This is a genomic window from Flavobacterium undicola (assembly GCF_009909155.2).
Lineage (GTDB): Bacteria > Bacteroidota > Bacteroidia > Flavobacteriales > Flavobacteriaceae > Flavobacterium > Flavobacterium undicola.
In genome coordinates this window covers 1-23,638 of sequence record NZ_JAAAPM020000044.1, presented here as the reverse complement: position 1 = coordinate 23,638, position 23,638 = coordinate 1, and the positions used below count along the sequence as shown (strand labels likewise).

General features: G+C 32.7%; 20 protein-coding genes and 1 pseudogene. 15 read left to right on the top strand and 6 right to left on the bottom strand.

Annotated features, from left to right (window positions below):
* The 5 genes and pseudogenes from GTZ96_RS17020 to GTZ96_RS17000 form a co-directional block, all read left to right on the top strand.
* Positions 1-121: pseudogene (locus GTZ96_RS17020) on the top strand (IS1595 family transposase); the annotation flags it as partial.
* Positions 122-242: 121 nt separating this feature from the next.
* Positions 243-1,061, top strand: a complete 819-nt coding sequence (locus GTZ96_RS17015; protein ID WP_161645109.1) for a LytR/AlgR family response regulator transcription factor — start codon at positions 243-245, stop codon at positions 1,059-1,061.
* Positions 1,062-1,238: 177 nt separating this feature from the next.
* Positions 1,239-1,517: a hypothetical protein gene (locus tag GTZ96_RS17010; RefSeq protein WP_161645108.1), complete on the top strand. Its 279-nt coding sequence runs from the start codon at positions 1,239-1,241 to the stop codon at positions 1,515-1,517.
* Positions 1,518-1,643: 126 nt separating this feature from the next.
* Entirely contained in the window at positions 1,644-3,650 is a 2,007-nt protein-coding gene (locus GTZ96_RS17005) for a tetratricopeptide repeat-containing sensor histidine kinase (protein WP_161645110.1), read from the top strand.
* A 21-nt stretch (positions 3,651-3,671) separates the two neighbouring features.
* Positions 3,672-4,358, top strand: a complete 687-nt coding sequence (locus tag GTZ96_RS17000) for a response regulator (protein WP_161645107.1) — start codon at positions 3,672-3,674, stop codon at positions 4,356-4,358.
* Between the two features lie 70 nt (positions 4,359-4,428).
* On the opposite strand, the gene thiL is transcribed toward GTZ96_RS17000, so the two are convergent.
* Positions 4,429-5,475 (bottom strand): thiamine-phosphate kinase, encoded by a 1,047-nt coding sequence (gene thiL, locus GTZ96_RS16995; protein ID WP_161645106.1) that lies wholly within the window; start codon positions 5,473-5,475, stop codon positions 4,429-4,431.
* A 184-nt stretch (positions 5,476-5,659) separates the two neighbouring features.
* Between thiL and GTZ96_RS16990 the strand changes: the two genes are divergently transcribed.
* On the top strand, positions 5,660-6,583 hold the full coding sequence (locus GTZ96_RS16990) for a 1-phosphofructokinase family hexose kinase (protein WP_161645105.1): 924 nt from the start codon (positions 5,660-5,662) through the stop codon (positions 6,581-6,583).
* Between the two features lie 72 nt (positions 6,584-6,655).
* Positions 6,656-7,135, top strand: a complete 480-nt coding sequence (locus GTZ96_RS16985) for a DinB family protein (RefSeq protein ID WP_161645104.1) — start codon at positions 6,656-6,658, stop codon at positions 7,133-7,135.
* Between the two features lie 44 nt (positions 7,136-7,179).
* Here GTZ96_RS16985 and GTZ96_RS16980 read toward each other — a convergent pair whose 3' ends face one another.
* Positions 7,180-8,139, bottom strand: coding sequence for a helix-turn-helix transcriptional regulator (locus tag GTZ96_RS16980; RefSeq protein ID WP_161645103.1), 960 nt, complete (start codon positions 8,137-8,139; stop codon positions 7,180-7,182).
* 133 nt (positions 8,140-8,272) lie between these two features.
* Positions 8,273-10,069 carry a translation elongation factor 4 gene (lepA, locus tag GTZ96_RS16975; RefSeq protein WP_161645102.1) on the bottom strand — a complete coding sequence of 599 codons (1,797 nt, stop codon included), beginning with the start codon at positions 10,067-10,069 and terminating at the stop codon, positions 8,273-8,275.
* A 225-nt stretch (positions 10,070-10,294) separates the two neighbouring features.
* On the opposite strand from lepA, the gene dusB reads away from it, so the two are divergent.
* From dusB to GTZ96_RS16960, 3 genes are all read left to right on the top strand, one after another.
* Positions 10,295-11,287, top strand: coding sequence for a tRNA dihydrouridine synthase DusB (gene dusB, locus GTZ96_RS16970; RefSeq protein WP_161645101.1), 993 nt, complete (start codon positions 10,295-10,297; stop codon positions 11,285-11,287).
* A 65-nt stretch (positions 11,288-11,352) separates the two neighbouring features.
* Positions 11,353-11,586, top strand: a complete 234-nt coding sequence (locus tag GTZ96_RS16965) for a hypothetical protein (RefSeq protein WP_161645100.1) — start codon at positions 11,353-11,355, stop codon at positions 11,584-11,586.
* A complete protein-coding gene (locus GTZ96_RS16960; RefSeq protein ID WP_161645099.1) occupies positions 11,576-11,878 on the top strand; it encodes a type II toxin-antitoxin system RelE/ParE family toxin in 303 nt (100 codons plus the stop codon). Before GTZ96_RS16965 ends, GTZ96_RS16960 begins: the two co-directional genes overlap by 11 nt.
* A 2-nt stretch (positions 11,879-11,880) precedes the next feature.
* On the opposite strand, the gene GTZ96_RS16955 is transcribed toward GTZ96_RS16960, so the two are convergent.
* Together GTZ96_RS16955 and rbfA are read right to left on the bottom strand one after the other, a co-directional pair.
* Positions 11,881-13,080 carry an ABC transporter permease gene (locus tag GTZ96_RS16955; protein ID WP_181033223.1) on the bottom strand — a complete coding sequence of 400 codons (1,200 nt, stop codon included), beginning with the start codon at positions 13,078-13,080 and terminating at the stop codon, positions 11,881-11,883.
* 3 nt (positions 13,081-13,083) lie between these two features.
* Positions 13,084-13,476, bottom strand: coding sequence for a 30S ribosome-binding factor RbfA (gene rbfA / locus GTZ96_RS16950; RefSeq protein WP_161645097.1), 393 nt, complete (start codon positions 13,474-13,476; stop codon positions 13,084-13,086).
* A gap of 202 nt (positions 13,477-13,678) precedes the next feature.
* On the opposite strand from rbfA, the gene GTZ96_RS16945 reads away from it, so the two are divergent.
* From GTZ96_RS16945 to GTZ96_RS16930, 4 genes are all read left to right on the top strand, one after another.
* Entirely contained in the window at positions 13,679-16,870 is a 3,192-nt protein-coding gene (locus tag GTZ96_RS16945; protein WP_161645096.1) for a UvrD-helicase domain-containing protein, read from the top strand.
* 289 nt (positions 16,871-17,159) lie between these two features.
* Positions 17,160-18,581 carry an OmpA family protein gene (locus tag GTZ96_RS16940; protein WP_161645095.1) on the top strand — a complete coding sequence of 474 codons (1,422 nt, stop codon included), beginning with the start codon at positions 17,160-17,162 and terminating at the stop codon, positions 18,579-18,581.
* A gap of 63 nt (positions 18,582-18,644) precedes the next feature.
* Positions 18,645-21,407, top strand: coding sequence for a PD-(D/E)XK nuclease family protein (locus tag GTZ96_RS16935; protein WP_161645094.1), 2,763 nt, complete (start codon positions 18,645-18,647; stop codon positions 21,405-21,407).
* Positions 21,408-21,707: 300 nt separating this feature from the next.
* Entirely contained in the window at positions 21,708-22,379 is a 672-nt protein-coding gene (locus tag GTZ96_RS16930; protein ID WP_161645093.1) for an ATP-binding cassette domain-containing protein, read from the top strand.
* Here the strand turns inward: GTZ96_RS16930 and GTZ96_RS16925 are convergent.
* Positions 22,376-23,158 (bottom strand): alpha/beta fold hydrolase, encoded by a 783-nt coding sequence (locus GTZ96_RS16925; protein WP_161645092.1) that lies wholly within the window; start codon positions 23,156-23,158, stop codon positions 22,376-22,378. The two genes, GTZ96_RS16930 and GTZ96_RS16925, sit on opposite strands and share 4 nt — an antisense overlap.
* A gap of 100 nt (positions 23,159-23,258) precedes the next feature.
* On the opposite strand from GTZ96_RS16925, the gene GTZ96_RS16920 reads away from it, so the two are divergent.
* Entirely contained in the window at positions 23,259-23,534 is a 276-nt protein-coding gene (locus GTZ96_RS16920) for a hypothetical protein (protein ID WP_207720204.1), read from the top strand.
* Positions 23,535-23,638 lie beyond the last annotated feature (104 nt).

Here is a 23,638-nt window from a genome sequence, read left to right as displayed (position 1 = left end):
ATTTTGTTTTAGGATAAACCGTTCTCAATTTAAAACAAGTATTTTTCATAAATCCATAGAAAGAATGGTGAATGCAAAACCGATTTATCAAAAAAACATAAAACAGATATTAAGTGTATAACTCAATCATTTTTTTTAATCTAGTTTCCCAAAACTACCTAACATTTATAAACCTAGATAGTTGAAGTGATTTTCAGCTAAAACTAACATTGTGCGCTCTAATTTAATTAGAAAGTGCCCAGATGAATTATTCGTACGTTATTATTGATGACAATCAGGAAAGTGTCTTGAAAACTAAAGCCATGGCAGATAGTTTTCAGGAACTGGATTTTTTGGCTTCAGCAAATAATTATCAGGAAGGTTTAAATCTGATCTTAGAGCATAATCCACAGCTCGTTTTTCTTGAAATTGATCCCGAAAACAAGAAGAGTAATTTGTCCTTAGCTTTAATTAATGAGTTGTATCGTTATTTAAATGTTATTCCTAAAATTGTTATTACCACTTCTAAGAAGGATTTGGCTTTTGAGGCAATTCAATATCAGGTTACCGATTATTTATTGAAACCCTTGGTGCGCATTGATTTTGTAAAGTTAGTTTTGAAATTAAATAAAACCGCTGTTGTACAAGAATTGCCCGTTGTGGAAGCTTCTAAATCTGAAGTTGATGAAAAACCAACTTATGTTGTACAACATGAAGTCTCTACCGTAAATGAGCCTCTTATATTATGTATTAAGTCTTACGGTGATTACAGGTATATTGATGCAAGAGATATTTGCTATTTACAAGCGGATAATAATTCGACGGATATACATTTAAATACCGGAGAAACGGTAACTGCATTTAAAACTTTAAAACACTTTGAAAGTGTTTTGTCATTTCCTTTTGTTCGTATTCATAATAGTTATATTGTAAATAGTCAGTCTATTTCTAGAATTCATACTGGAAATGCTGTTTGCTATATCAAGAATTCTGCAAACAAAATACCATTCTCTAAATCTTATAAGGCTAATATCGACCTTATTATTTCTGAAATCTCAAACGGAAATTATTTAGAAATTTAAAAAATAGCCATCTACCATAATTTGGCACACATTCACTATCAAACAATGTCATTCTACCATAAACACCTGAAAACACGATAGAAATAGGGGTAAGCTGTATAATTTTACTACAAGAAAAAGCAACAAAGCGATTTCAAAAACAAGTAAAAAAGTATAAAAACATAAAAAACCCAAATCATGAAAAAATCTATCGCAACAATCGGACTATTCTCTTTAATGATGATCTTAACATCTTTCACAACATCAACTACTAATGATGGAGGAAGTAGAAATATCAAAACTGATTATACTTCAAATGACGGAGGAAGCAGAAATATCAAAACTGATTATACTTCAAATGACGGAGGAAGCAGAAATATTAAAACTGACTATACTTCAAATGACGGAGGAAGCAGAAATATCAAAACTGATTATACTTCAAATGACGGAGGAAGTAGAAATATCAAAACTGATTAATATTTTGAAAATTATAAAAAGAGGCTACCATTTTGGTAGCCTTTTTTTATGCTACTAATTTAAAATTAGTATTTTTGGTGAAATTCGGAATTACTATTGAAAACAATTACTAAATTAATTTCTTGGATGTTGATATTTGTTTTATTTGGGTGTACCCAAAAAAAGACAGATAAAAAGCCTATTACAACATCAAATGATAGTCTTTCATCTTATTTTACTTTAGCTAATGATTTTAATCTTTCAAGGCAGAAACGATTAAGCTACATCATGAAAGCTAATGAGATTGTAATTAATCAGGAAAATGATTCATTAAATAGGGTTAATCTTTTTAAAATAGCCAATAGATATTTTAATATAAACAATTGGAAAGGATATAAAGAATCGGTTAATTTAGTTTTAGAAAATTCTGAAAAAGTAAGCGATACTGTGAGTATGGCTAAAGGTTATGGCTATTTGGGTGATTATTATAGAGTGAAATCTATTTCTGATTCTTCATTCTTATTTTATTATAAGGCAGAGAAAATGTATGATAAGCTTAATGATAAATATCAATTAGCCAAAACACTTGTTAATAAAGCCGATTTGTTATTTCGAGTTGGAGATTTGATAGGAAGTGAAAAAGAGATTTTTAGAGTATTGCGAATAATTAAAGATGATAATAATGATATTGCTAATGAAATAAATTATGATGCCAATAATATTTTAGGCATGGTTTATAATAGTATGAATGAGTATGGAAATGCTATTTCATATCATAAAAAGGCTTTGAAGACTCTTGATAAAATGCAGATAATTGGAAAAAATCAAACAATGGCTATTTCTTATTTGAATTTAGGATTAGTATATGTTAATTTGAAAAATTATAAAGTTGCAAATTATTATTTTTCGAAAGGGATTGAACAACAAAATATAGACAATCAAGATCCTAGTATTTATGCTTTATTGTTAGATAATTTGGGATATTCAAAATTTAAATTACAGGATAATGATGGATTGCCTCAATTGTTTTACAAATCATTGAAGATAAGAGATAGCTTAAATCTCAATTCAGAGATTATTTCAAATAAAATTCATCTTTCGGAATATTATAGCTCTAAAAACGATGAAACTAAATCATTACAGTTCGCAAACGAAGCACTTATTTTAGCAAGAAAGATAAATAGGTCTCGGGAGAAGTTGCTCGCTTTGAAACAAATTACAGTTGTTGATACTAAAAATGCCTCGAGTTATACTAAAGAATACATCCGTATTAATGAGGAGTTACAAAAAGAAGAACGTAAAATGGGTGAAAAATTCTCCCGTATTCAATATGATACAGATCAGATAAAAGGAGAGAATAGTACCTTAGAGACTAAGAATCGAAATCTAGTTTACTTTTTTAGTGGTTTGACAATTTTAGGACTTTTCTTCTATATAATAAAATCACAAAAAGCTAAAAATAGAGAGTTGTTGTACAAACAACAACAACAAAAAGCGAATGAGGATATTTATAACTTGATGATATCGCAACAAAATACAATTGAGGCAAATAGGGTAAAAGAAAAAAAACGTGTGGCTCAAGAGTTACACGACGGAGTTTTAGGGAGGATGTTTGGTGTGCGTATGAATCTAGAAGGCTTGAATCGATTTAACGATGATTTAGCTGTTAACCAACGAAATGATTATTTATCGGAGTTAAAAAATATTGAACAAGATATTCGTGAAATTTCTCATGACTTGAATAGAGAAAAATCAGAATTAATTAATAACTTCGTCGCAATTGTAGATAATCTTTTTGAGGAGCAAAGAAAAACTTTTTCATGTAAATTGTTTTCTAGCATCGATTCAAATATAAAATGGGATTTGGCTATCAACTCGGTGAAGATAAATCTGTATCGTATTATTCAAGAATCCTTACAGAATATTAATAAATATGCCAATGCAACGAATGTTAAAGTTGAATTGAAGAAACAAGAGAATAGTATTATTTTGACAATCACTGATGATGGAGTAGGTTTTAATGTTAATTTGAAAAAGAAAGGAATAGGTTTGCAAAATATGATTTCTCGTGCTAAGGAGTGTAATGGCGAATTTAATGTGAAATCAAAAAAGGGAGAAGGAACAACAATTACGGTTACTATTCCGTTAGAATAAGAAACAAATACCACATAATAAATGACAATTGAAACAGCTGAAGCAAGGCTTAAAAAAAACATCTTAATTGTTGATGACCATCCTTTTATTATTCAAGGGTATAAAAATGCTATAACTCGATATGAACCTAATCAATACGAGTTTTCTATTTTAGAAGCAAAGGATTGTGAGTCGGCTTATCATGTTATTACAAATCCTGAAGTTACTTTTGATATTGCTTTTTTAGATATTAGTATGCCTTCTTATGAAGAAAAAGAACTTTATTCAGGAGAAGATTTGGCTAAATTGATTTTAGAGTATATGCCTGATTGCAAAATCATTATGTTGACTATGTTTACAGAGTTTTTAAAGTTAAAAACATTGATTAACAAAGTAAATCCAAAAGGATTGGTTATAAAGAATGATTTAACTTTTGATGAGTTGTTACATGCTTTTGATAAGGTAATTAAAGATCAAGTGTACTATAGTAAATCTATTTTAGAAATGTTAGAGTCACATGATAATTCAATTGAAATTGATTTATTTGATAAACAAATATTGTTTCATTTGTCTAAAGGGACTGAGATTCAGGACATGCTTCATTTTATACCCATATCTTTAAATGCAATAGAATCAAGAAAGTCGAGTCTTAAGGAGTTGCTTAATGTAGTAGGAGAAGAGGATTTAGAACTTGTAAAAGCAGCGAAAAACAAAGGTCTGATTTTTTAAATATTAGAATAAAAAATACAAAGAAAAACCGTCTCGTTCTAAAAACGAGACGGTTTTAGTTTTATTTAAATTATTCGCTTAAAGCATTCCAACCTCTGGCTTTCAATGCGATTTTAGTATTAGCCCTTGTTACAAGATGAATACCTTCATTTTCTTCAGTCATGTGGCCAATTATAGAGAAATTAGGGTTTCCTTTGATTTTGTCAAAATCGTCAATTGGAATGGTGAATAATAATTCATAATCTTCGCCGCCATTGATAGCAACTGTTGTGCTGTCAATATCGAATTCTTCGCACACATTAATGAATTGAGGATCTAATGGTAGTTTGTCTTCGTACAAATTACAACCTACTTTAGATTGTTTACACAAATGAATAATTTCAGACGACAATCCATCCGAAATATCAATCATTGATGTAGGTTTTATTTCTAAAGCATGTAATAAAGTGCGAACGTCTTTACGTGCTTCTGGTCTTAATTGTCGTTCGATAAGATACGTATAAGCATCTAAATCAGGTTGCGAATTTGGATTGACTTGAAATACTTGTTTTTCTCTTTCCAGAACTTGCAATCCCATATAAGCCGCACCAATGTCACCAGTAACCACTAATAAATCGGTAGCTTTTGCTCCATTTCTATACACGATTTCTTCTTCATCCGCTTCACCTAAAACAGTAATACTGATAATTAGTCCTTTTTGAGATGAAGTAGTATCGCCACCAATAACATCTACTTTGTATTCATTGGCAGCAAGTGTAATTCCTTGGAACAATTCTTCCAGTGCTTCTAATGGAAAACGGTTAGAAACCGCAATCGAAACCGTAATTTGAGTTGCTTTGGCATTCATCGCACAAATGTCAGAAACATTCGAAACAACAGCTTTGTACCCCAAATGTTTCAAGGGCATATAGGCCAAATCAAAATGAACACCTTCGACCATAATATCAGTAGAAACGATTACTTTTTTGTCTTTGAAATCCAAAACAGCAGCATCATCACCAATTCCTTTTAAGGTAGAAGCTTGGTTGATTTCAAAATTTTTCGTCAAATGGTCTATCAATCCAAATTCGCCCAATTGAGCAATGCTTGTACGTTGTGGGTTTTTATCTTCAATCATGGTTATTGTGAGGAACGAAGCAATTTTCGTTCACTTTGATTTAATTTATTAATATTATTCAAAGGCACAAAGATACAAAGATGGAAAGGTTTTGGCTAATTAAAAAAATCCGGAAAATGAATTGTTTTAAAAAGTGATTGCTATTCGGTTTTTTTGCATCTTTAAGTCAAATTAAAACAAAGAAATGAAATCATTCGATATAGTTACCCTGACAGTCAATCCGGCAATTGATAAAAGTACTCATTTGAAAGGCTTGGTTCCGGAACAGAAAATAAGGTGTGAAGTGCCAAGATATGATGCTGGTGGAGGAGGAATTAACGTTTCAAAAGCTATTTCAAGACTTGGTGGAACTTCATTAGCATTATTTACAGCTGGAGGTTTTACAGGAAAATTGCTCGAAGAACTAATTAATAAAGAAGGAATCTCATCTAAAACTATTGAAGTTGAAGCCTGGACAAGAGAGAATTTTATTGCAGTAGATGATAATACGAATTCACAATATCGTTTTGGTTTTCCGGGGGGTAAAATTTCGTCAAAGGAAGCACAAAGTATATTGAATTCGATTTCAAATTTAGACACCCAATTTTTAGTGGTTAGCGGAAGTTTGAACGAAGGACTGTCTGATGATTTTTACCAACAAATTGCAAAAAGTACAAAGGCAAAATTAATTGTTGATACTTCGGGCGAAGCCTTGAAAAAAGTTTTAAAAACAGGCGCTTTTCTAATCAAGCCCAATGTGGGTGAACTAGCTAAATTAGTTGGTAAAGAAAGATTAGAATTAAACGAAATAAATGAAGCTGCAAAACAAATCATTGCTGATGGCGGAGCCGAAATTGTGGTTGTTTCGCTAGGGCCACAAGGAGCTGCATTGGTTACAAAAGACAGTTATGAGTATGTTCCAGCGCCCAACGTGGTTAAAAAAAGCACTGTGGGGGCAGGAGATAGTATGGTAGGAGGAATGGTTTGGGCTTTGTCTCAAAACAAAAGTTTAAAAGAAGTGATTCGTTGGGGCGTAGCCTGTGGTTCGGCAGCTACAATGAATGAAGGAACGCAGTTATTTAAATTGGAAGATGCCAAACGATTATTTGAATGGTTGCAAAAAAAATAAAATTACTACTGACAAACTGTTGTCACCAGCCGTATCTAATTTTGAAGAAGTAAAAATTAAAACTTTAAAATTATGAAAACATTAGCGGCACAAGTTATTACACCTGAAGATTTATTAAAACACTGGCAAGGGCATCGCGCCTTAACACGTCGAGTGATTGAATTATTTCCTGAAAAAGATTTCTTCGAATTTTCAATCGGTGGTATGAGACCTTTTTCAAAATTGGCAGATGAACTTTTAGCTATTGGTGCACCTGCATTGAAAGGAATTGTAAATCGAGAAATTCAACCTTATACAGAAGGAGCAGAAAAGTTAATTTCAAAAACCCAATATCTTGAAAAATGGGATGAAGCTACTGCCGAAATTAATAAATATTGGGAGCAATTATCAATCGAAGATTTTAATGAAACCTTTAATTTGTTTGGTCAATATGAATTTCCGATAATTCATAATATTTTATATTTTATTGATAATGAAGTGCATCATCGCGGTCAGGGATATGTGTATTTGCGTGCTTTAGGCATTGAACCTCCTTTCTTCTGGGAAAGATAAAAACTAAAAAACTCCTAAAATGAATTTCGTTTTAGGAGTTTTTTTTATAAAAACCGTTGTCTGTTCAGTTCAAGTAATTCCAGAATTCTGGTTTTCAAATTTTCTGGTTCCAATATAGTCGCATAGTCTCCAAACATCAAATACCATCGCGAAAATCCTTCCAACGTATCACGAGACATAAAAGTCATTTCGATTTTGTCTTCTATTATTTTTTCAGAAACAAAGCCGTGGTATTTTCGTTCGTATGCCAGGTATTTAGCAATTTTTTTATCTACCAAAATTCGAACTTTAGTAGTAGAAACGTTTTTGCTTTTATCCAAATAGGTTTCTAAAGCATCGTGTTCTATTGAGAATGGAATTTCTGTTTTTTTGATTCCGTGAACCCGATCGGTTCTGAATTGCCGATAATCTTTACGCAAATGACAATACCCCAGCATATACCAATTGTTATTGTCGTGAAAAACTCCAACAGCTTCAATATTTCGCACCGTAATTCCGTCCGATTGAATTGCTTCATACGAAAGAATAACTTGTGTTTTTTCGGCTATACTTTCAAAAAGAATTGCCAAAGTATTCGGCGATTTATCATTAAAAAGTTTCTCAGAAGATTGCATTAAAACATTCGATTCAATGCTGGAAACCCAGTCTTTATCGTCGCTTCGAAGTACGGCTTTTAGCTTATACATTGCCGAAGCATAGTGATTTCCAAGAGTTGCATCTGTAAATTTCTGCATTAATTTTTCTGCAGCAATAAAACTGCTGGCTTCTTCTCGGGTAAACATTACAGGCGGTAATCGGTAGCCATCCATTAAAGCATAACCAACGCCAGCCTCACTATAAATAGGAACTCCTGAAGCTTCCAGCGTACGAATGTCACGATAAATAGTTCGCAAACTCACCTCAAAACGATTCGCCAATTCCTGTGCTTTTACAATTTTTTTGGATTGCAATTGAATAAGAATGGCAACAATGCGGTCAAATCGTTTTGGAGATTCATCAAACATGAGTATGATTTTTTACTTCAAAGATACAGTTTTGCTGTTTTTGGAAATTAAATTAAAACAAAAAAACCTGACAATTTTCATCATCAGGTTTTCTCTATATTCTATTCTCTATATTCTTTTTTCTAAAAAAAAACTAGTCGTTGAGTTTAAGAACCGCCATAAACGCCTCTTGTGGAATTTCAACATTTCCTACCAATCGCATACGTTTTTTACCTTTTTTCTGTTTTTCCAATAATTTACGTTTACGGGAAATATCTCCACCATAACATTTGGCAGTTACATCTTTACGTAAAGCTTTTATCGTTTCACGCGAAATCACTTTCACACCAATAGCCGCTTGAACAGGAATATCAAATTGCTGACGTGGAATCAATTCTTTCAGCTTCTCACACATCTTTTTACCAATAGAATAGGCGTTATCAACGTGCATCAATGACGACAAAGCATCCACAATAGTGGCATTCAATAAAATATCTACTTTTACCAAGTTGGAAGTTCGCATTCCTATTGGCGTATAATCAAACGAAGCATATCCTTTAGAAACCGTTTTCAATCGGTCGTAAAAATCAAATACAATTTCGGCCAATGGCATATCAAAATTCAACTCTACACGTTCCGTAGTCAAATAGGTTTGATTGGTTATTTGTCCACGTTTTTCGATGCATAAACTCATTACGTTTCCTACGTAATCAGACTTGGTAATAATTGTGGCTTTAATAAAAGGCTCTTCAACATGGTCCAAACGAGAAGGTTCTGGCAAATCCGACGGATTGTTTACAATTAAAATTGTGTCAGGCTCCTTTTTGGTAAATGCATGGTAAGATACGTTAGGAACCGTAGTAATTACTGTCATGTTGAACTCACGTTCCAGACGTTCCTGGATAATTTCCATGTGCAACATTCCTAAGAATCCACAACGGAATCCAAAACCTAATGCTGCAGAACTTTCTGGTAAAAACACTAACGAAGCATCGTTCAACTGTAGTTTTTCCATCGAGTTTCTTAACTCTTCATAATCTTCGGTATCTACAGGATAAATCCCAGCGAAAACCATTGGTTTCACATCTTCAAAACCTGTAATTATATTAGTGGTTGGCGTTTTAGCATCCGTAAGCGTGTCGCCCACTTTTACTTCTTTCGCCTCTTTAATTCCCGAAATCAAATAACCAACATCACCAGCAGAAATCACTTGTTTTGGAACTTGGTTCAGTTTTAAAGTACCAATTTCGTCCGCAAAATATTCGTTTCCGGTAGCCATAAATTTAATTTTCTGACCTTTCTTGATTTCTCCGTTTTTTACACGGAAAATAACCTCAATTCCACGAAACGGATTGTAATGAGAGTCAAAAATTAAAGCTTGTAACGGTTCGTCTTTATTTCCTTTTGGAGGAGGAATTCTTTCAATAATAGCTGCCAAAATATTTTCGACACCAAAACCTGTTTTCCCAGAAGCATGAATAATATCTTCTAGTTTACATCCCAATAAATCAATAATATCATCGCTTACCTCCTCAGGATTGGCAGATGGTAAATCTACTTTGTTTAAAACTGGGATGATTTCCAAGTCATTTTCCAAAGCCAAATATAAGTTTGAAATAGTTTGCGCCTGGATACTTTGTGCTGCATCTACAATCAATAAAGCGCCTTCACAAGCTGCAATTGAGCGAGAAACTTCATAAGAAAAATCTACGTGTCCGGGAGTGTCAATCAAGTTCAGGATATATTCCTCGCCCTTGTAGGTGTATTCCATTTGTATCGCATGACTCTTAATGGTAATCCCACGTTCGCGCTCCAAGTCCATGTTGTCTAACAGTTGTGCTTTCTCCTCACGAGCCGTAACGGTTTGAGTAGCTCCTAGCAATCGGTCAGCCAAGGTACTTTTTCCGTGGTCAATATGAGCAATAATGCAAAAATTTCTTATCTGTTTCATCTTCAGTTTATATCAATATTTTATGTCATGCCAAGTATGGGTGTTTTTGAAGCAGAAGCCTAACGCAACCTCAAAAAACAAGGCAATTAATCTGCAAATATACGCTAAATTCAATAGCTTCAAAGCTTATAATTTATAAACTAAAAGCTTTAAAACGAAGTGTTTCCTAATTCTTCGTTTTATCGTTTCATCTAAAAAGTGTAATTTTGCAGCAAAATTCAGAAGATGATCAAGATTGGCAACATAGAATTACCGGATTTCCCATTATTACTTGCACCTATGGAGGACGTGAGCGATCCACCATTTCGTAGATTGTGCAAACAGCATGGAGCCGATATGATGTACTCTGAATTTATTTCTTCCGAAGGTTTGATTCGTGATGCTATCAAAAGCCGAATGAAACTCGATATTTTTGATTACGAACGTCCTGTTGGAATTCAGATTTTTGGAGGTGATGAAGAGGCTATGGCACTTTCGTCTAAAATTGTAACTACGGTAAATCCAGATTTAATTGATATTAACTTTGGTTGTCCTGTTAAAAAGGTGGTTTGCAAAGGCGCTGGCGCTGGAGTATTGAAAGATGTTGATTTGATGGTGCGTTTGACAAAAGCCGTAATTGATAGTACTAATCTTCCTGTAACGGTAAAAACCCGTTTGGGTTGGGATGACAATTCGATTAATATTGATGAAGTTGCCGAACGTTTACAGGATATTGGCGTGCAAGCTTTGAGTATTCACGCGCGAACCCGTGCTCAGATGTATAAAGGCCATTCGGATTGGTCACACATTGCAAGAGTAAAAAATAATCCTAGAATTACGATGCCTATTTTTGGAAACGGGGACATCGATTCGCCAGAAAAAGCATTGCATTATAAAAATGAATACGGTATTGACGGTATCATGATTGGTCGTGCCGCCATTGGTTATCCTTGGATTTTTGACGAAATCAAACATTTCTTTAAAACAGGAGAGCATTTGGCTAAACCTACCGTAGCTGATAGAGTAGAAGCTGTTCGCAATCATCTAACTTGGGCTATGGATTGGAAAGGAGAACGTCTTGGTATTGTTGAAACCAGACCACATTATACCAATTACTTTAAAGGGATTCATTCTTTTAAGACCTATAAACAAAAATTGGTCACTCTAGACCGTCCTGAAGAATTATTTGCAGTCTTGAATGAGATTGAAGATGCTTATTCGGGTTATGAGGTGGTGTAAGAATTATAGAATCCAAATTAGTGTTTTCTAAATTTTCGTTATATTTGTTATAAATAGTATTCATTATGAGTGTTCAAACAGAAAAATCTCTTTTAATTGATTTACTTCAAAATATCAATGACGCTTCTATTATTCAGAAAGTGAAGAATTTTGTTTTGCGCGAAATTGAACCTGTATCCTTAACGGAAAATCAAAAAAAAGAACTGGATAAAAGGATAACAGAACATCAAGAAAAACCAAAATCTGGAGTAGATGCATTTGAGTTTCTAGATTCTTTAAAATCTAAATATGAGTTGTAATAAACTCATTTTAAAAACTAATGCAGCAGTTGAAATTGAAGATGTGATTTCTTTTTATGCTTCGAAAAATAGTATTCTAGCAAAACGAATAGAAAAAGAAATACGATTAGCTTTTAAGACTATTGCTGAAAATCCTGAAAGTTTCCAGTGTCGTTATTCTGAAATTAGAATATTTTGGCTGAATAAATTCCCTTATGGTTTATATTATATTTGGGAAAATGGCGAAGTGTTTATTTTAGCATTTTGGCATTCTAAAGAAGATATTCCTAATAAGCTACCTAAGATTTTATAAATCTATTCCAACAATTTTTTACTCACACGACTACTCGCTATCAACGAAGCAATAAATCCAAGAGAAACAATAGTAGTCATTACGATTAAAGCATTTTCAATAGAGAAAACAACTGGGTAAGCTAGAGTTGGAGTAATCATAATCCACTCAAAATGTTGTTGTAAAAGTACGATTATGATTCCTAGTACGAGTCCAATAAGTCCTCCAAAAAAGCTCAATAAAGTACCTTGCAATAAAAATATTTTACGCAAATTTTTGATTTCAGTTCCTAAATTGTAAAGTGTTTTTAGATTTCCTTTTTTGTCAAGAATCATCATAATCAATGCACCAATCAAGTTAAAAAGGGCTACAATAATTACGAGAGTAAAAATCAAATACACGGCAATATTTTCGGTATTCAACATTTTGTACAAGGATTCGTTGAGTTGCGCTCTGTTTTTTATGTTGACTTTTCCTTTAAAAATATTGTTTAACTTTTCTATGATGATGTTTTCATCAACATTAGGCTTTTCTTTAAGCTCAATACCGGAAATTTGATTGCTCTTGTATTCCAGTAATTCCTGAGCTAAATCTAAATTCGCAAAAACATATTTAGAATCTAAATCTTCGTTGATGGCGTAAATACCTATTGGAAAAATCTCTCTTTTATTAAAAGCCTCTTCGGCATTTTCTATGTTTCCTTTGCCTGCTTTTGGGACTAAAACTTCTAAGTGTTTGTTGAAATCGAGTAATCCTAATGAAAGTTTTTGAACAAATCCAAAGCCAACAACTACTTGATAGGTGTTGTCTTCAATCCATTGTCCAGTGTAAATAATTTTATTGACATTATTGACTTTGCTGTAGTTGGAATCAACACCTTTGAGGTAAGTTACTTCTTGTTTGTTGTCAAAAGTAAATAAAACACGTTCTTCGATAATTTTAGAATAAGAAAATACGCCATCAATTTTTTTGATTTGTTCCTCTTGTTCTGGAGTTATAAAAAAGGATTTACCTAAGGTGCTCGTTATTTTTAAATCAGGATCAATATCATTGCTAAACGAAAGGCTAAAAACTTTTAGTCCACTAAAAACCGATAATACCACAAACAAAGCCATCGCGCCAACAATGATTCCCATGCTCGCGATGCGATTAATAATGTTGATGGCATTGTTTTTACTATTGCTACGAATGTAACGTTTGGCTATGTATAGCGGAAAATTCAAGCTTTATTGAAATTTGCGTTTCTCTAATAAATCTCTGTTTTCAATTGGATTTTCTTGGTTTTTCAAAGCGTTGTCAATTTTCTCAATATAATCTAAAGAGTCGTCAATAAAGAAAACTAAATTAGGAACTCTTCGTAATTGTTTGCTCACTCTTTGGGCTAAATCATGCTTGATCAAAGACGTATTCGATTTAATTCCGTCCAATGTTTCTTGTGCTTTTTCTTGAGGAAAAACACTTAAATATACTGTAGCCACAGATAAATCAGAAGTTACAGATACTTTGGATACCGAAATAACCAAATTACTAACTCCATTTTTTCTCACTTCACCTTGCAAAATATCCACCAAATCTTTTTGGATAACTCCGCCTATTTTTTTCTGTCTGTTTGTTTCCATACTGCAAAAATACTACTTTTAAGCATTAAATATGCAATTTTATAGTTTCTGATTTTTTAAGAGCTATTTCCTGCTGTACACTTTATCTTTTATTCCAAACCCTGGAATAAAAGGATGTCGTTTCCATCAGGGCTAGAATAAATGCAAAGCAAGTAGTTTAGTTCTAAAATCAAAAATCATTAATCAGCAATCAAAAATCCAAATGCAAAGACATTCCTTTTCTATATATGACGCTTCAGCAGGTTCCGGTAAAACTTATGCGCTTGTAAAAGAATACCTGAAAATTATTCTGGTTGCTCCAAAAAATGATGCTTATCGCAATATTTTGGCTATCACTTTTACTAATAAAGCGGTACACGAAATGAAAAGCCGAATTGTAGGTAGTTTGTCTGAATTTGCTAAAGACGAGCCTTCAAAAAAGGCACAGGATTTAATGCGGGATTTAGCTGTCGATACGCAACTCTCGCTGATTCAAATTAAAACCAAATCAAAGCAAATTATCAAGCATATTATTCATAATTATGCCGCTTTTGATATTTCGACAATCGATAAATTCACGCATAAAGTGATTCGTGCTTTTGCACACGATTTGAATTTACCGATGACTTTTGAAGTTACTTTGGATACTGAGAATTTGTTGACAGAAGCCATAGATGCTATCATTGCTCAAGCCGGCGAAGATGAAACCTTAACTAAGTTGCTCATCGATTTTACAATGGAAAAAACCGATGATGATAAATCCTGGGATATTTCCAGAGAAATAATGGAAACGGGTAAGTTGGTTTTGAATGAAAACAATCGAAATGAAATTACTCAATTTCATGATAAATCCATTGCCGAATTTGTCGAAATTAAAAAGAAACTTGTTGTATCGTGTAAAGATTTAGATAAAGAAAATGTAGCCTTTGCCGAAGCTGCTTTGCTTTTAATTGAGGATAACGGAATTGATTTGAAATCATTTTCCCGAGGCACTTTTCCTAATCATCTGACCAGCATTCGAGACGGAAAATACAATCCTAAAAATAAAACCTTTCATAAGTTTGATGATATTGCAATTAATAAAACGGCCAAAGACCGAGCTTTGATTGAGAATTTAATTCCGGAATTATTACAAATTTTAGCGCTGATTTATAAGAATTTCGAAAAACGTGATTTTTACAAAGCATTCCTAAAAAACATAACGCCACTTTCATTATTGAATACGGTGAGTAATGAATTGGCTAAAATTCAGGAAGAACAAAATGTACTTTCGATATCCGAATTTAATGCTATTATTCATCGCGAAATTCAAAATCAGCCTGCTCCTTTTATATATGAGCGATTAGGCGAGCGATACCGTCACTTTTTTATTGATGAATTTCAGGATACTTCTGAGATGCAATGGCAAAATTTGATTCCGCTTATCGATAATGCACTTTCGGGTCAGGATGATTATGGAGAAAAGGGAACCTTGATGATTGTGGGCGATCCTAAACAGTCTATTTATCGTTGGCGTGGTGGAAAAGCGGAGCAATTTATTGAACTGAGTAAAGACAATAATCCGTTTAATAATCCAGATAAAAAATTAGAGCATTTAGATAAAAATTACCGTTCGTATTCTCAAATTATCGAATTTAATAATGAATTTTTTAAGTTATTGTCCTCTGAATTTGAACAACCTGATTATAAAGATTTATACGAAAATCACAGTCATCAAAAAAGCAATGATAAAACAGGAGGTTACGTCAATATTTCTTTTATTCCAAAAATAGAAGCGACAGAAGAAGATGAAGAAGCATTTGATAAGACTGAATTATTTGTTTTGGCGACTTTAAATACGATTCAGAAAGTACTAAAAGAAGGTTTTGAATATAAGGATATTGTGATTTTGACCCGTAAACGCGATCAGGGAATTGCGATTGCTAATTATTTAACGGAGCAAAATATTCCGTTGCTGTCATCAGAAACTTTGATGATTCAAAATGCAACCGAAGTTCGTTTGATAATTCATCTTTTAAAATACCTTAAAAATAATGCCGACTTAGAATCGAAAGCTTATTTCTTGCATTATATCGCAAAAAATATTCAAGATCAAATGCCTGTCCATGATTTCATAGCCAAAGGAATGGAACAAAAACAAGAAGCTGATTTTGAAAAATGGTTGATGAGTTTTGATATTTCGCTTTCATTTCAAAATATTCGAAAAAAGTCTCTTTATGAAGCTGTTGAGATTATTGTTTCGAAATTCCTCTCCCCAACCTTCTCCACACGAGCTTTAGCGAACTGGCGAAGCAAAGGAGATGGCAATGCATATGTTCAATATTTCTTAGATATTGTTCTCGAACGTGATGTACGTAATCAGGCAGGAATAGCTGATTTTTTGATTTTCTGGGATAAAAACGGGGAGAAATTCAGTATTCCGTCACCAGAAGGGAATAATGCAGTTCGAATTATGACGATTCATAAATCGAAAGGCTTGGAATTTCCAGTTGTAATTATGCCTTTTGCTGAAGAAGATTATAATAGAAAACCCAAAGATAAGTTGTGGCTAGATGCTGAAGAAATGGATTTAGGTTTGCCTAAGGTTTTGATTGATAATAGTAGTGCTGTGGAAGGTTTTGGAGAGGAAGCTAAATTAGTATATGATCAAAAAAAGCAAGAAGAGTTGTTGGATAATGTAAATGTGCTTTATGTGGCTTTGACACGTGCAGAAGAACAATTGTATGTTATCTCTAATATGAATTTGTCCAGAAATGGGGAGGTGCCTAAAAATAACATGTGTACCTTTTTTATTAATTATTTGCTGAATAAAGGAGTTTTTGATGAAAATATATTGGAATATGAATTCGGGAATGCAGTAAAAATTTCTTCAGAAACAAAACACGTTGATACTTCGAAACCAATTGAAAATGTTGCTGAAACACTAAATCCTAAAAATATTAAAATTGCTCAAAGAGAAGCCTTAATGTGGGGGACACATCAGCAGGAATCGATAGAGTATGGTAATGTGGTACATGAGATTTTATCTTTTGTGAAAACAAAAAATGATGTGGATTTGGCGGTAGACAAGGCAATTGAAAACGGCTTGATTAATTTTATTCAAAAAGAATTGGTTTATAAAACGATTCAAGAAATAGTGAATCATGCAGCATTAGAATTGTTTTTTGCAGAAGGGAATGAAGTGTTAAATGAGCAAACTATTATTCAGAAAGAAGGAAGCTTAATAAAACCCGATAGAATGGTAGTTACAAAAGAGAATAAAGTGTTTTTATTGGATTATAAAACTGGAGTTCATAATGCAAAATACCAGAAACAATTAGAGAATTATCAGGTTGCAATTGAACTAATGGGCTTTGATGTGGAGAGGAAATCATTGGTGTATATTGGGCAGAAAATGGAGGTTATTAATCTTTGATTTGTCATAATAGTTGTTGATAGTTAAGGTTTTTGTAGTTTTTTTATATCGTTTTTATTGTCAAAATTGATAATTATTTAAGTTTGTCAAATTTCAATAAAAGTATTGCTTGATGTTGGTAGCCTTTTGCAGTGTTGAGTTCGTAGCTTTTTTTTAATGTTAATGGTTCGTTTTTATTTGTTTAGCAATATTGAAATGCGGCTTTTTTTTTAACATTCTATTTTGTAGTTAAAAAATTACGCGCTATTTTTGTTAATAATTAACTAAATTGTAATCAAAAAAATTAAGTATGAAACATCTTAACAAACTTTTTGTTGCTGTAATGATGGTGATGGGTATAAGTTCTCACGCACAAGACAGTAACAATCCATTGGCAATTGAATTTGGAGTAAATGCAGTTGACACTAGAACTAGCGCAGGTGGTGGTAAGAACTGGGTAGATCGTCATTTTTCTCAACCATTTGATGTGAAAAATAACTGGAATATTCTTCCTTCAGTATCTTATTTAAGTGTATCTCGTTATGTTGGAAGTGGTTTTACGGTTGGACTTCAAGGTTCGGTTAATAAAATTGACAAATTAGTTTCTTTTAAACCAACAGCTCCAGGACATGATTCTCGCGGGTACATTGTAACTAATCCAGGTGATTTAATGTATTATGGAATTGATGCAAAGGTAAAATACAGCTTCATGGAATTAATTAAATCTAAAGTAATTGATCCAAGCTTACATTTAGGTGGAGGTTATACTTTCTTAGGAGATAGTAGCTTTGGAACTGTAAATGCTGGTGCTGGTTTAACTTTTTGGTTTACTGAAAATGTTGGTTTAGCACTTGGTACTTCGTATAAAAAAGCATTTGAAAGCGATAATGATCCTTTAGTTCGTTCTCACTTTCAACACACAGCAGGTATTGTTTTCAAATTTGGAGGAAAAGATACTGATGGTGACGGAATCTATGACAAGGATGATGCTTGTCCAGAAGTAGCAGGTTTAAAACAATTCAATGGTTGTCCTGATACTGATGGAGACGGAATTATTGACTCAAATGACGCTTGTCCAGAAGTTGCTGGTTTAGCTGCATTCAATGGTTGTCCTGATACTGACGGAGATGGAGTAGCTGATAAAGATGATGCTTGTCCAGATGTTGCTGGTTTAGCTTCTTTAAAAGGTTGTCCAGATGCTGATAAAGATGGAATAGCTGATAAAGATGATAAATGTCCTAATGTTGCAGGTCCAAAAGAAAACGCAGGTTGTCCTTGGCCAGATACAGATAAAGATGGTGTAGCTGATAAAGATGATGCTTGTCCAGAAGTTGCTGGTCCAGCTAGTAACAAAGGTTGTCCAGAAGTAACTCCTGAGGCAATGGATGAGTTAAAATCTCAAGCTAGATTTATCTACTTTAACTCTGGAAAAGCTACATTCAAAGATAGTGACGTTCCTAAGAGATTAGATGCAATGGCTGCACTTCTTAAAAACTACGCTAACTCTGAATTCTTGATCGAAGGTCATACAGATAGCGATGGTTCTGATGCATTCAACCAAAAACTTTCTGAAAACAGAGCTGATGCAGTTAAAAACGCATTACTTGAAAGAGGAATTTCTTCAAGCAAATTAAAATCAGTAGGGTATGGTGAAACTATGCCAGTTGCTACTAATAAAACTGCTGCTGGTAAAGCATTAAACAGAAGAACTGAAGTGAAATTAATCAAATAATTTCTTTCTAAATAAATATAAGGAACGCCTCGATTTATCGGGGCGTTTTTTTATTTTTATGAAATGATAAATAGTACTTTTTTAGATAAGATTGCCCAAGTTTTAATTGAAAAATATTCAGCTAAATTAGCTAATACAATAGTAGTTTTGCCTAATAAAAGAGCCAAGATTTTTTTAATTGAAGCGCTTAAAAAACAAGTTTCGAATAATATTCTTGCTCCTGAGATTATTAGTATAGAAGATTTTATTCAGGATATTGCGGGAATTCGTACTGTTGATCCAATAGAATTATTGTTTGAATTCTATGAAGTTTATTTATCTATAACTGATAAAGCCAATCAGCAATCTTTTGAGTTGTTTGCTAATTGGGCAAAAACATTGCTGCAAGACTTCAATGAAATTGACCGTTATTTATTAGATCCAACACATGTTTTGTCTTACTTAAAAGACATTGAAGACATAAAAAAATGGGGAATTGAAGTAGAAAATAAAACCCAATTACTTGAAAAATATATCGATTTTTGGAAATTACTCCCTCTTTATTATCAATCGTTATACGCACATTTACTTCAAAAAGGAATCGGGTATCAAGGATTAATTTATCGTGAAGCCGTAGAGAATCTAAATCATTTTTCGAATTCAATTACCAATAAGCAATTTGTTTTTGCAGGATTTAATGCGTTGAATGCTTCCGAAGAAAAAATTATTCAACATTTGATTTCGAATGATCAGGCCAAAATTTATTGGGATGCCGATCAAACTTTTTTAAATGATCCCTATCATGATGCAGGATTGTTTGTAAGGAGATTTAAAGAAAATTGGAAACACTACAAATCCAATTCTTTTGAATGGATTGTGGATGATTTTTCGCAGTCTAAAAATATTCAGATTATTGGGACGCCAAAAAGCATTGGTCAGTCCAAAATTTCAGGAAGTATTATTGAGAAAATCATAGAAGAAAATCCAACAGCATCATTGGATAAAGTTGCTATTGTACTTGGAGAAGAAAATCTTTTAGTACCGCTTTTATATTCTTTACCATCCACCGTTGGAGCTTTGAATATTACTATGGGCTATTCGAGTAAAAATAATCCTGCCCAAATTTTGATTGCCAAATTGTTCAAAATGCACACCAACGCTTTGTCTAGAAATGCAAAAAGTTATGTGTTTTATTATAAAGATGTTTTGGATATTTTGACTCATCCTTTAGTGGAACCTTATGCTGAAGCCACCGCTTTGGTTGATATTATCAATAAGAACAATTATACTTTTATTAGCCATTATAAATTGATGGAATTGAATGTTTATCCGACTGATTTATTTTTGTTGTTATTTCAAAAATGGGAAAATGGTTCGATAGCTGTTTTGCAAGCGGTTTCAAAATTATTATTGGCTATAAAAGGAAATTTAAGCAATGATAATGAAGAGGAAAAGATTACGAAAGCCTTTGTTTTTGCTATTTTCAAAGTGATTAATAAATTGATCAACTATTATTCACAACACCAACATATTGATAAAATCGAAACCTTACATGCTATTTATAAACAAGTAATCGATTTAGCTGAGGTTTCCTTTGAAGGCGAACCTCTGAATGGTTTGCAAATTATGGGAGTATTGGAAAGCCGCGTTTTGGATTTTGATACGGTAATTGTCACTTCGATGAACGAAGGAAAATTTCCAGCGGGGAAATCTCAAAATTCCTTTATTCCTTATGATGTGAAACGAGAATTGGGTTTGCCCACTTTTAAAGAAAAAGACGCTATTTATACCTATCATTTCTATCATTTGTTGCAACGGGCTAAGAATATTTATTTGTTGTATAATACCGAAAGTGAAGGATTGGATGCCGGTGAAAAAAGCCGTTTTATCACGCAATTAGAAGTCGAAAAACAACGCAATCATAATCTTTCGCACGAAATTTACAATGCTGTTTTACCTGAAACAGCCTATACGCCAATGGTGATAGAAAAATCGCCAGCGGTAATGGGACGTTTGAAAAAAATTGCTGAAGAGGGATTTTCTCCTTCGGCTTTAACGAGTTATATTCGAAATCCAATTCAGTTTTATTTTCAAAAAATATTGCGAATCCGAGAAGTAGAAGAAGTTGAAGAGAACATCGCGTTGAATACTTTGGGAACGATAATTCACGAAACTTTAAAAGCCTTATACGAGCCGTTTATTGGGAAATTCATCTCAGAATCGGATATTGATAATTGTTTTAAACTCATTGACGATGAGGTTTTAAAACAGTTTAAAATTGTTTATAAAGAAGGCGAAATCAAAAAAGGCCGCAATCTACTTGCTTTTGAAGTGGCTAAAAGAAATGTATTTAATTTCCTGAAAGTAGAATTGGAGTGTATTAAGGCTGGAGATGCGATTAAAATTATCGCTTTGGAACAGACTTTTGGAAGAACTTTAAATCATCCCGATTTACCTTTTCCAGTATTGATTAAAGGAAATGTCGATCGAATTGAAGAGCGCAACGGAATCATCCGCATTATAGATTATAAGACCGGTAAAGTTGAAAAAGCAAGTGTTAGCTTGAAAACATGGAGCGGATTGACTCAGGAGCTTAAAAATGACAAAATCATTCAGGTTCTGGCTTATGCATTCATGTATGAACCCGAAGCCAACGGAAAATCAATAGAAGCGGGAATTATTTCATTCAAAAATCTAAAATCAGGATTTTTACCGTTCCAATTTAAAGAGGACAAAGACGTTCAGCAAATTATTAATGAAGAAATAATGACTAATTATCTGGAACAAATTGTGTTGTTGTTGAAAGAGATTCTAGATACAGATAAGTCATTTGAAGAGAAAATATAATGGATTATTTTTTTAGAAAACTAGCAAGCATTTTTGAATTTTACAAAAGTACTTTGATAATAACGTTATCAATAAGTCTTTTGGGATTGGCTTTGGGAGGTTTCGAAATTTTTAAAATCATACTCGTTGTTTTTGGATTCTGGATAAGTATTTTGATGAAAGAAGTCAATTCTAAAAAAGAATATTTGTTTTACTATAACAATGGAATTTCAAAACACAAATTATTGATTATTAGTTTTTTTATCAATGTTATCTTTTCAGTGTTGTTTATTTGGATTATTAATCAAATAAGACATTTGTATGACTAAAAGTGTATTAGAAGTTGATAGTATCCAAAAACAATATCAAGGGAAAAATATAATTTCAGATTTGTATTTAAAATGTGAAACAACTGATATCATTGGAATTTTAGGAAGGAATGGTTCTGGGAAATCTACCTTTCTAAAAATACTTTTTGGTAGTGTAGCTGCTGATTTTAAATTTGTTCGAATTGATGGTTCGTCCAAATCAAAAACAGCAGATTTATTAAATGAAATTAGCTATTTGCCTCAGGACAATTTTATTCCTAATTTGTTTTCTGTAGAAAAAGCAATTCGATTATCAATAACAAAAGATAAATTAAAGGGATTTTATGAAGATGAAATGATTCAAACTATCCAAAACAAGAAAATTAAGCATTTGTCGAGTGGACAATTACGGTATTTAGAGATTAAATTAATTCTGAATAAAGAAACAAAATTTGTTTTGCTTGATGAACCATACAATGGATTGTCTCCAATTATGATTGAAAAGGTTAATGCGCTAATAATTGAAAATTCAAAAACAAGGGGAATTATTATTACTGATCACAATTATGAAAATGTGATAGAGGTTTCCAATAGATTGGCATTGATGAAAGAAGGTAAAATGCATCACTTAAAAGATAAAAGTGAATTGGTAACAAGAGGTTATTTGAAATCAGGAATGATTTAAATCTTCTTAAAAAAATCTAATAAAACGGTAGTCAATTCGGTTTTGTTTTCAATATAGCTCATGTGTCCATCGGGGAAAGTGACTAATTGAACGGCTGTTTCGTCTATTTGTTCTTTGGTTTCTGTATACGGTAAAACAGGATCTTTTTCTCCCAGAATCAGCATTTTGGGATAGGGAGTCAAGTGTAATAAAACTTCTCTATCCATTCTGATTTTCATGCCTTCTAATGAAGCAACAATACCTTGAAGAGGGGTTTTTAAAGCTTCTTTTTTTACTAATTCAATATTGTCTTTTAATCGTTCCCGGTTTTCTTCGCTGAATAAATTGGCAATGGAAAGCGAGATGAAATTTGTGAAAGATTGTTTCACTGCTTTAATGGCACGATTTCGATTCGCTTTTCTTTCGTCGCTGTCGGCTCTGGAAGTCGAATTCAATAAAACCAATCCTTTGATATAATCCGGATACATTTCGGCGAAAGCCAAAGCCACATAACCGCCCATAGAATGCCCAACAAAAATGGCTTTTCTAATACGTAGTTCAGCTAAAACGGCGTGAACCACATCGGCATTGTCTTCCATCGAATGCACGTAACCCATACATTCGGTATTACCATGACCTAATAAATCAATGGTGATGATGCGGTGTTTTTTAGAAAATTCAGGAACAAAAGCATTCCACATCGATAGGTTTTCTAAAAAGCCATGTAATAAAACGATAGCCGTTCCTTTGCCGGAATCAGTATAGGAAATGTTGGTTTTTTTAAAGAGTATGGATTTCAATTTGCCTTTGGTTTATAAGGCAAAAATAGTTTTTTAAACATATAAGTCATATAAGTTCTGGGGATTTTTTAAAGCTATAATTGTATTAAAAATAGTATATTTGAGAAAAGGATTTTTATTTATGAGTAAAATTTTAATTACAGGAAACGGGTTTGATTTATTTCATCATTTGCCAACTAAATACCATCATTTTATTTCGATAATGCAAACAATTGAAAAGTATGAATTCACAAAAGATCTCGACTTTGAAAATTTGTTTGGTAAACATTTTAAAGATAAATATCCAGTTGATTATGATTCAATTATTAATAATTATAATACAGTTAATTTTAAATTTAGTCATAAAAAAATAAAATTAATTGAGTTAGTCATTTAGTTTCTGTATTTTTATGTCTTTAAAAACAGTCGTTATGGAAGTATTTGAAGGACAAAGCATACTAAACTTTATAAAAGAATTGCCAAATGATGAAGCTTGCAAAG

Coding starts and splice junctions, on each gene's coding strand:
- GTZ96_RS17015 (WP_161645109.1), top strand. CDS start 243: ATGAATTATTCGTACGTTATTATTGATGACAATCAGGAAAGTGTCTTG.
- GTZ96_RS17010 (WP_161645108.1), top strand. CDS start 1,239: ATGAAAAAATCTATCGCAACAATCGGACTATTCTCTTTAATGATGATC.
- GTZ96_RS17005 (WP_161645110.1), top strand. CDS start 1,644: ATGTTGATATTTGTTTTATTTGGGTGTACCCAAAAAAAGACAGATAAA.
- GTZ96_RS17000 (WP_161645107.1), top strand. CDS start 3,672: ATGACAATTGAAACAGCTGAAGCAAGGCTTAAAAAAAACATCTTAATT.
- thiL (WP_161645106.1), bottom strand. CDS start 5,475: ATGATTGAAGATAAAAACCCACAACGTACAAGCATTGCTCAATTGGGC.
- GTZ96_RS16990 (WP_161645105.1), top strand. CDS start 5,660: ATGAAATCATTCGATATAGTTACCCTGACAGTCAATCCGGCAATTGAT.
- GTZ96_RS16985 (WP_161645104.1), top strand. CDS start 6,656: ATGAAAACATTAGCGGCACAAGTTATTACACCTGAAGATTTATTAAAA.
- GTZ96_RS16980 (WP_161645103.1), bottom strand. CDS start 8,139: ATGTTTGATGAATCTCCAAAACGATTTGACCGCATTGTTGCCATTCTT.
- lepA (WP_161645102.1), bottom strand. CDS start 10,069: ATGAAACAGATAAGAAATTTTTGCATTATTGCTCATATTGACCACGGA.
- dusB (WP_161645101.1), top strand. CDS start 10,295: ATGATCAAGATTGGCAACATAGAATTACCGGATTTCCCATTATTACTT.
- GTZ96_RS16965 (WP_161645100.1), top strand. CDS start 11,353: ATGAGTGTTCAAACAGAAAAATCTCTTTTAATTGATTTACTTCAAAAT.
- GTZ96_RS16960 (WP_161645099.1), top strand. CDS start 11,576: ATGAGTTGTAATAAACTCATTTTAAAAACTAATGCAGCAGTTGAAATT.
- rbfA (WP_161645097.1), bottom strand. CDS start 13,476: ATGGAAACAAACAGACAGAAAAAAATAGGCGGAGTTATCCAAAAAGAT.
- GTZ96_RS16945 (WP_161645096.1), top strand. CDS start 13,679: ATGCAAAGACATTCCTTTTCTATATATGACGCTTCAGCAGGTTCCGGT.
- GTZ96_RS16940 (WP_161645095.1), top strand. CDS start 17,160: ATGAAACATCTTAACAAACTTTTTGTTGCTGTAATGATGGTGATGGGT.
- GTZ96_RS16935 (WP_161645094.1), top strand. CDS start 18,645: ATGATAAATAGTACTTTTTTAGATAAGATTGCCCAAGTTTTAATTGAA.
- GTZ96_RS16930 (WP_161645093.1), top strand. CDS start 21,708: ATGACTAAAAGTGTATTAGAAGTTGATAGTATCCAAAAACAATATCAA.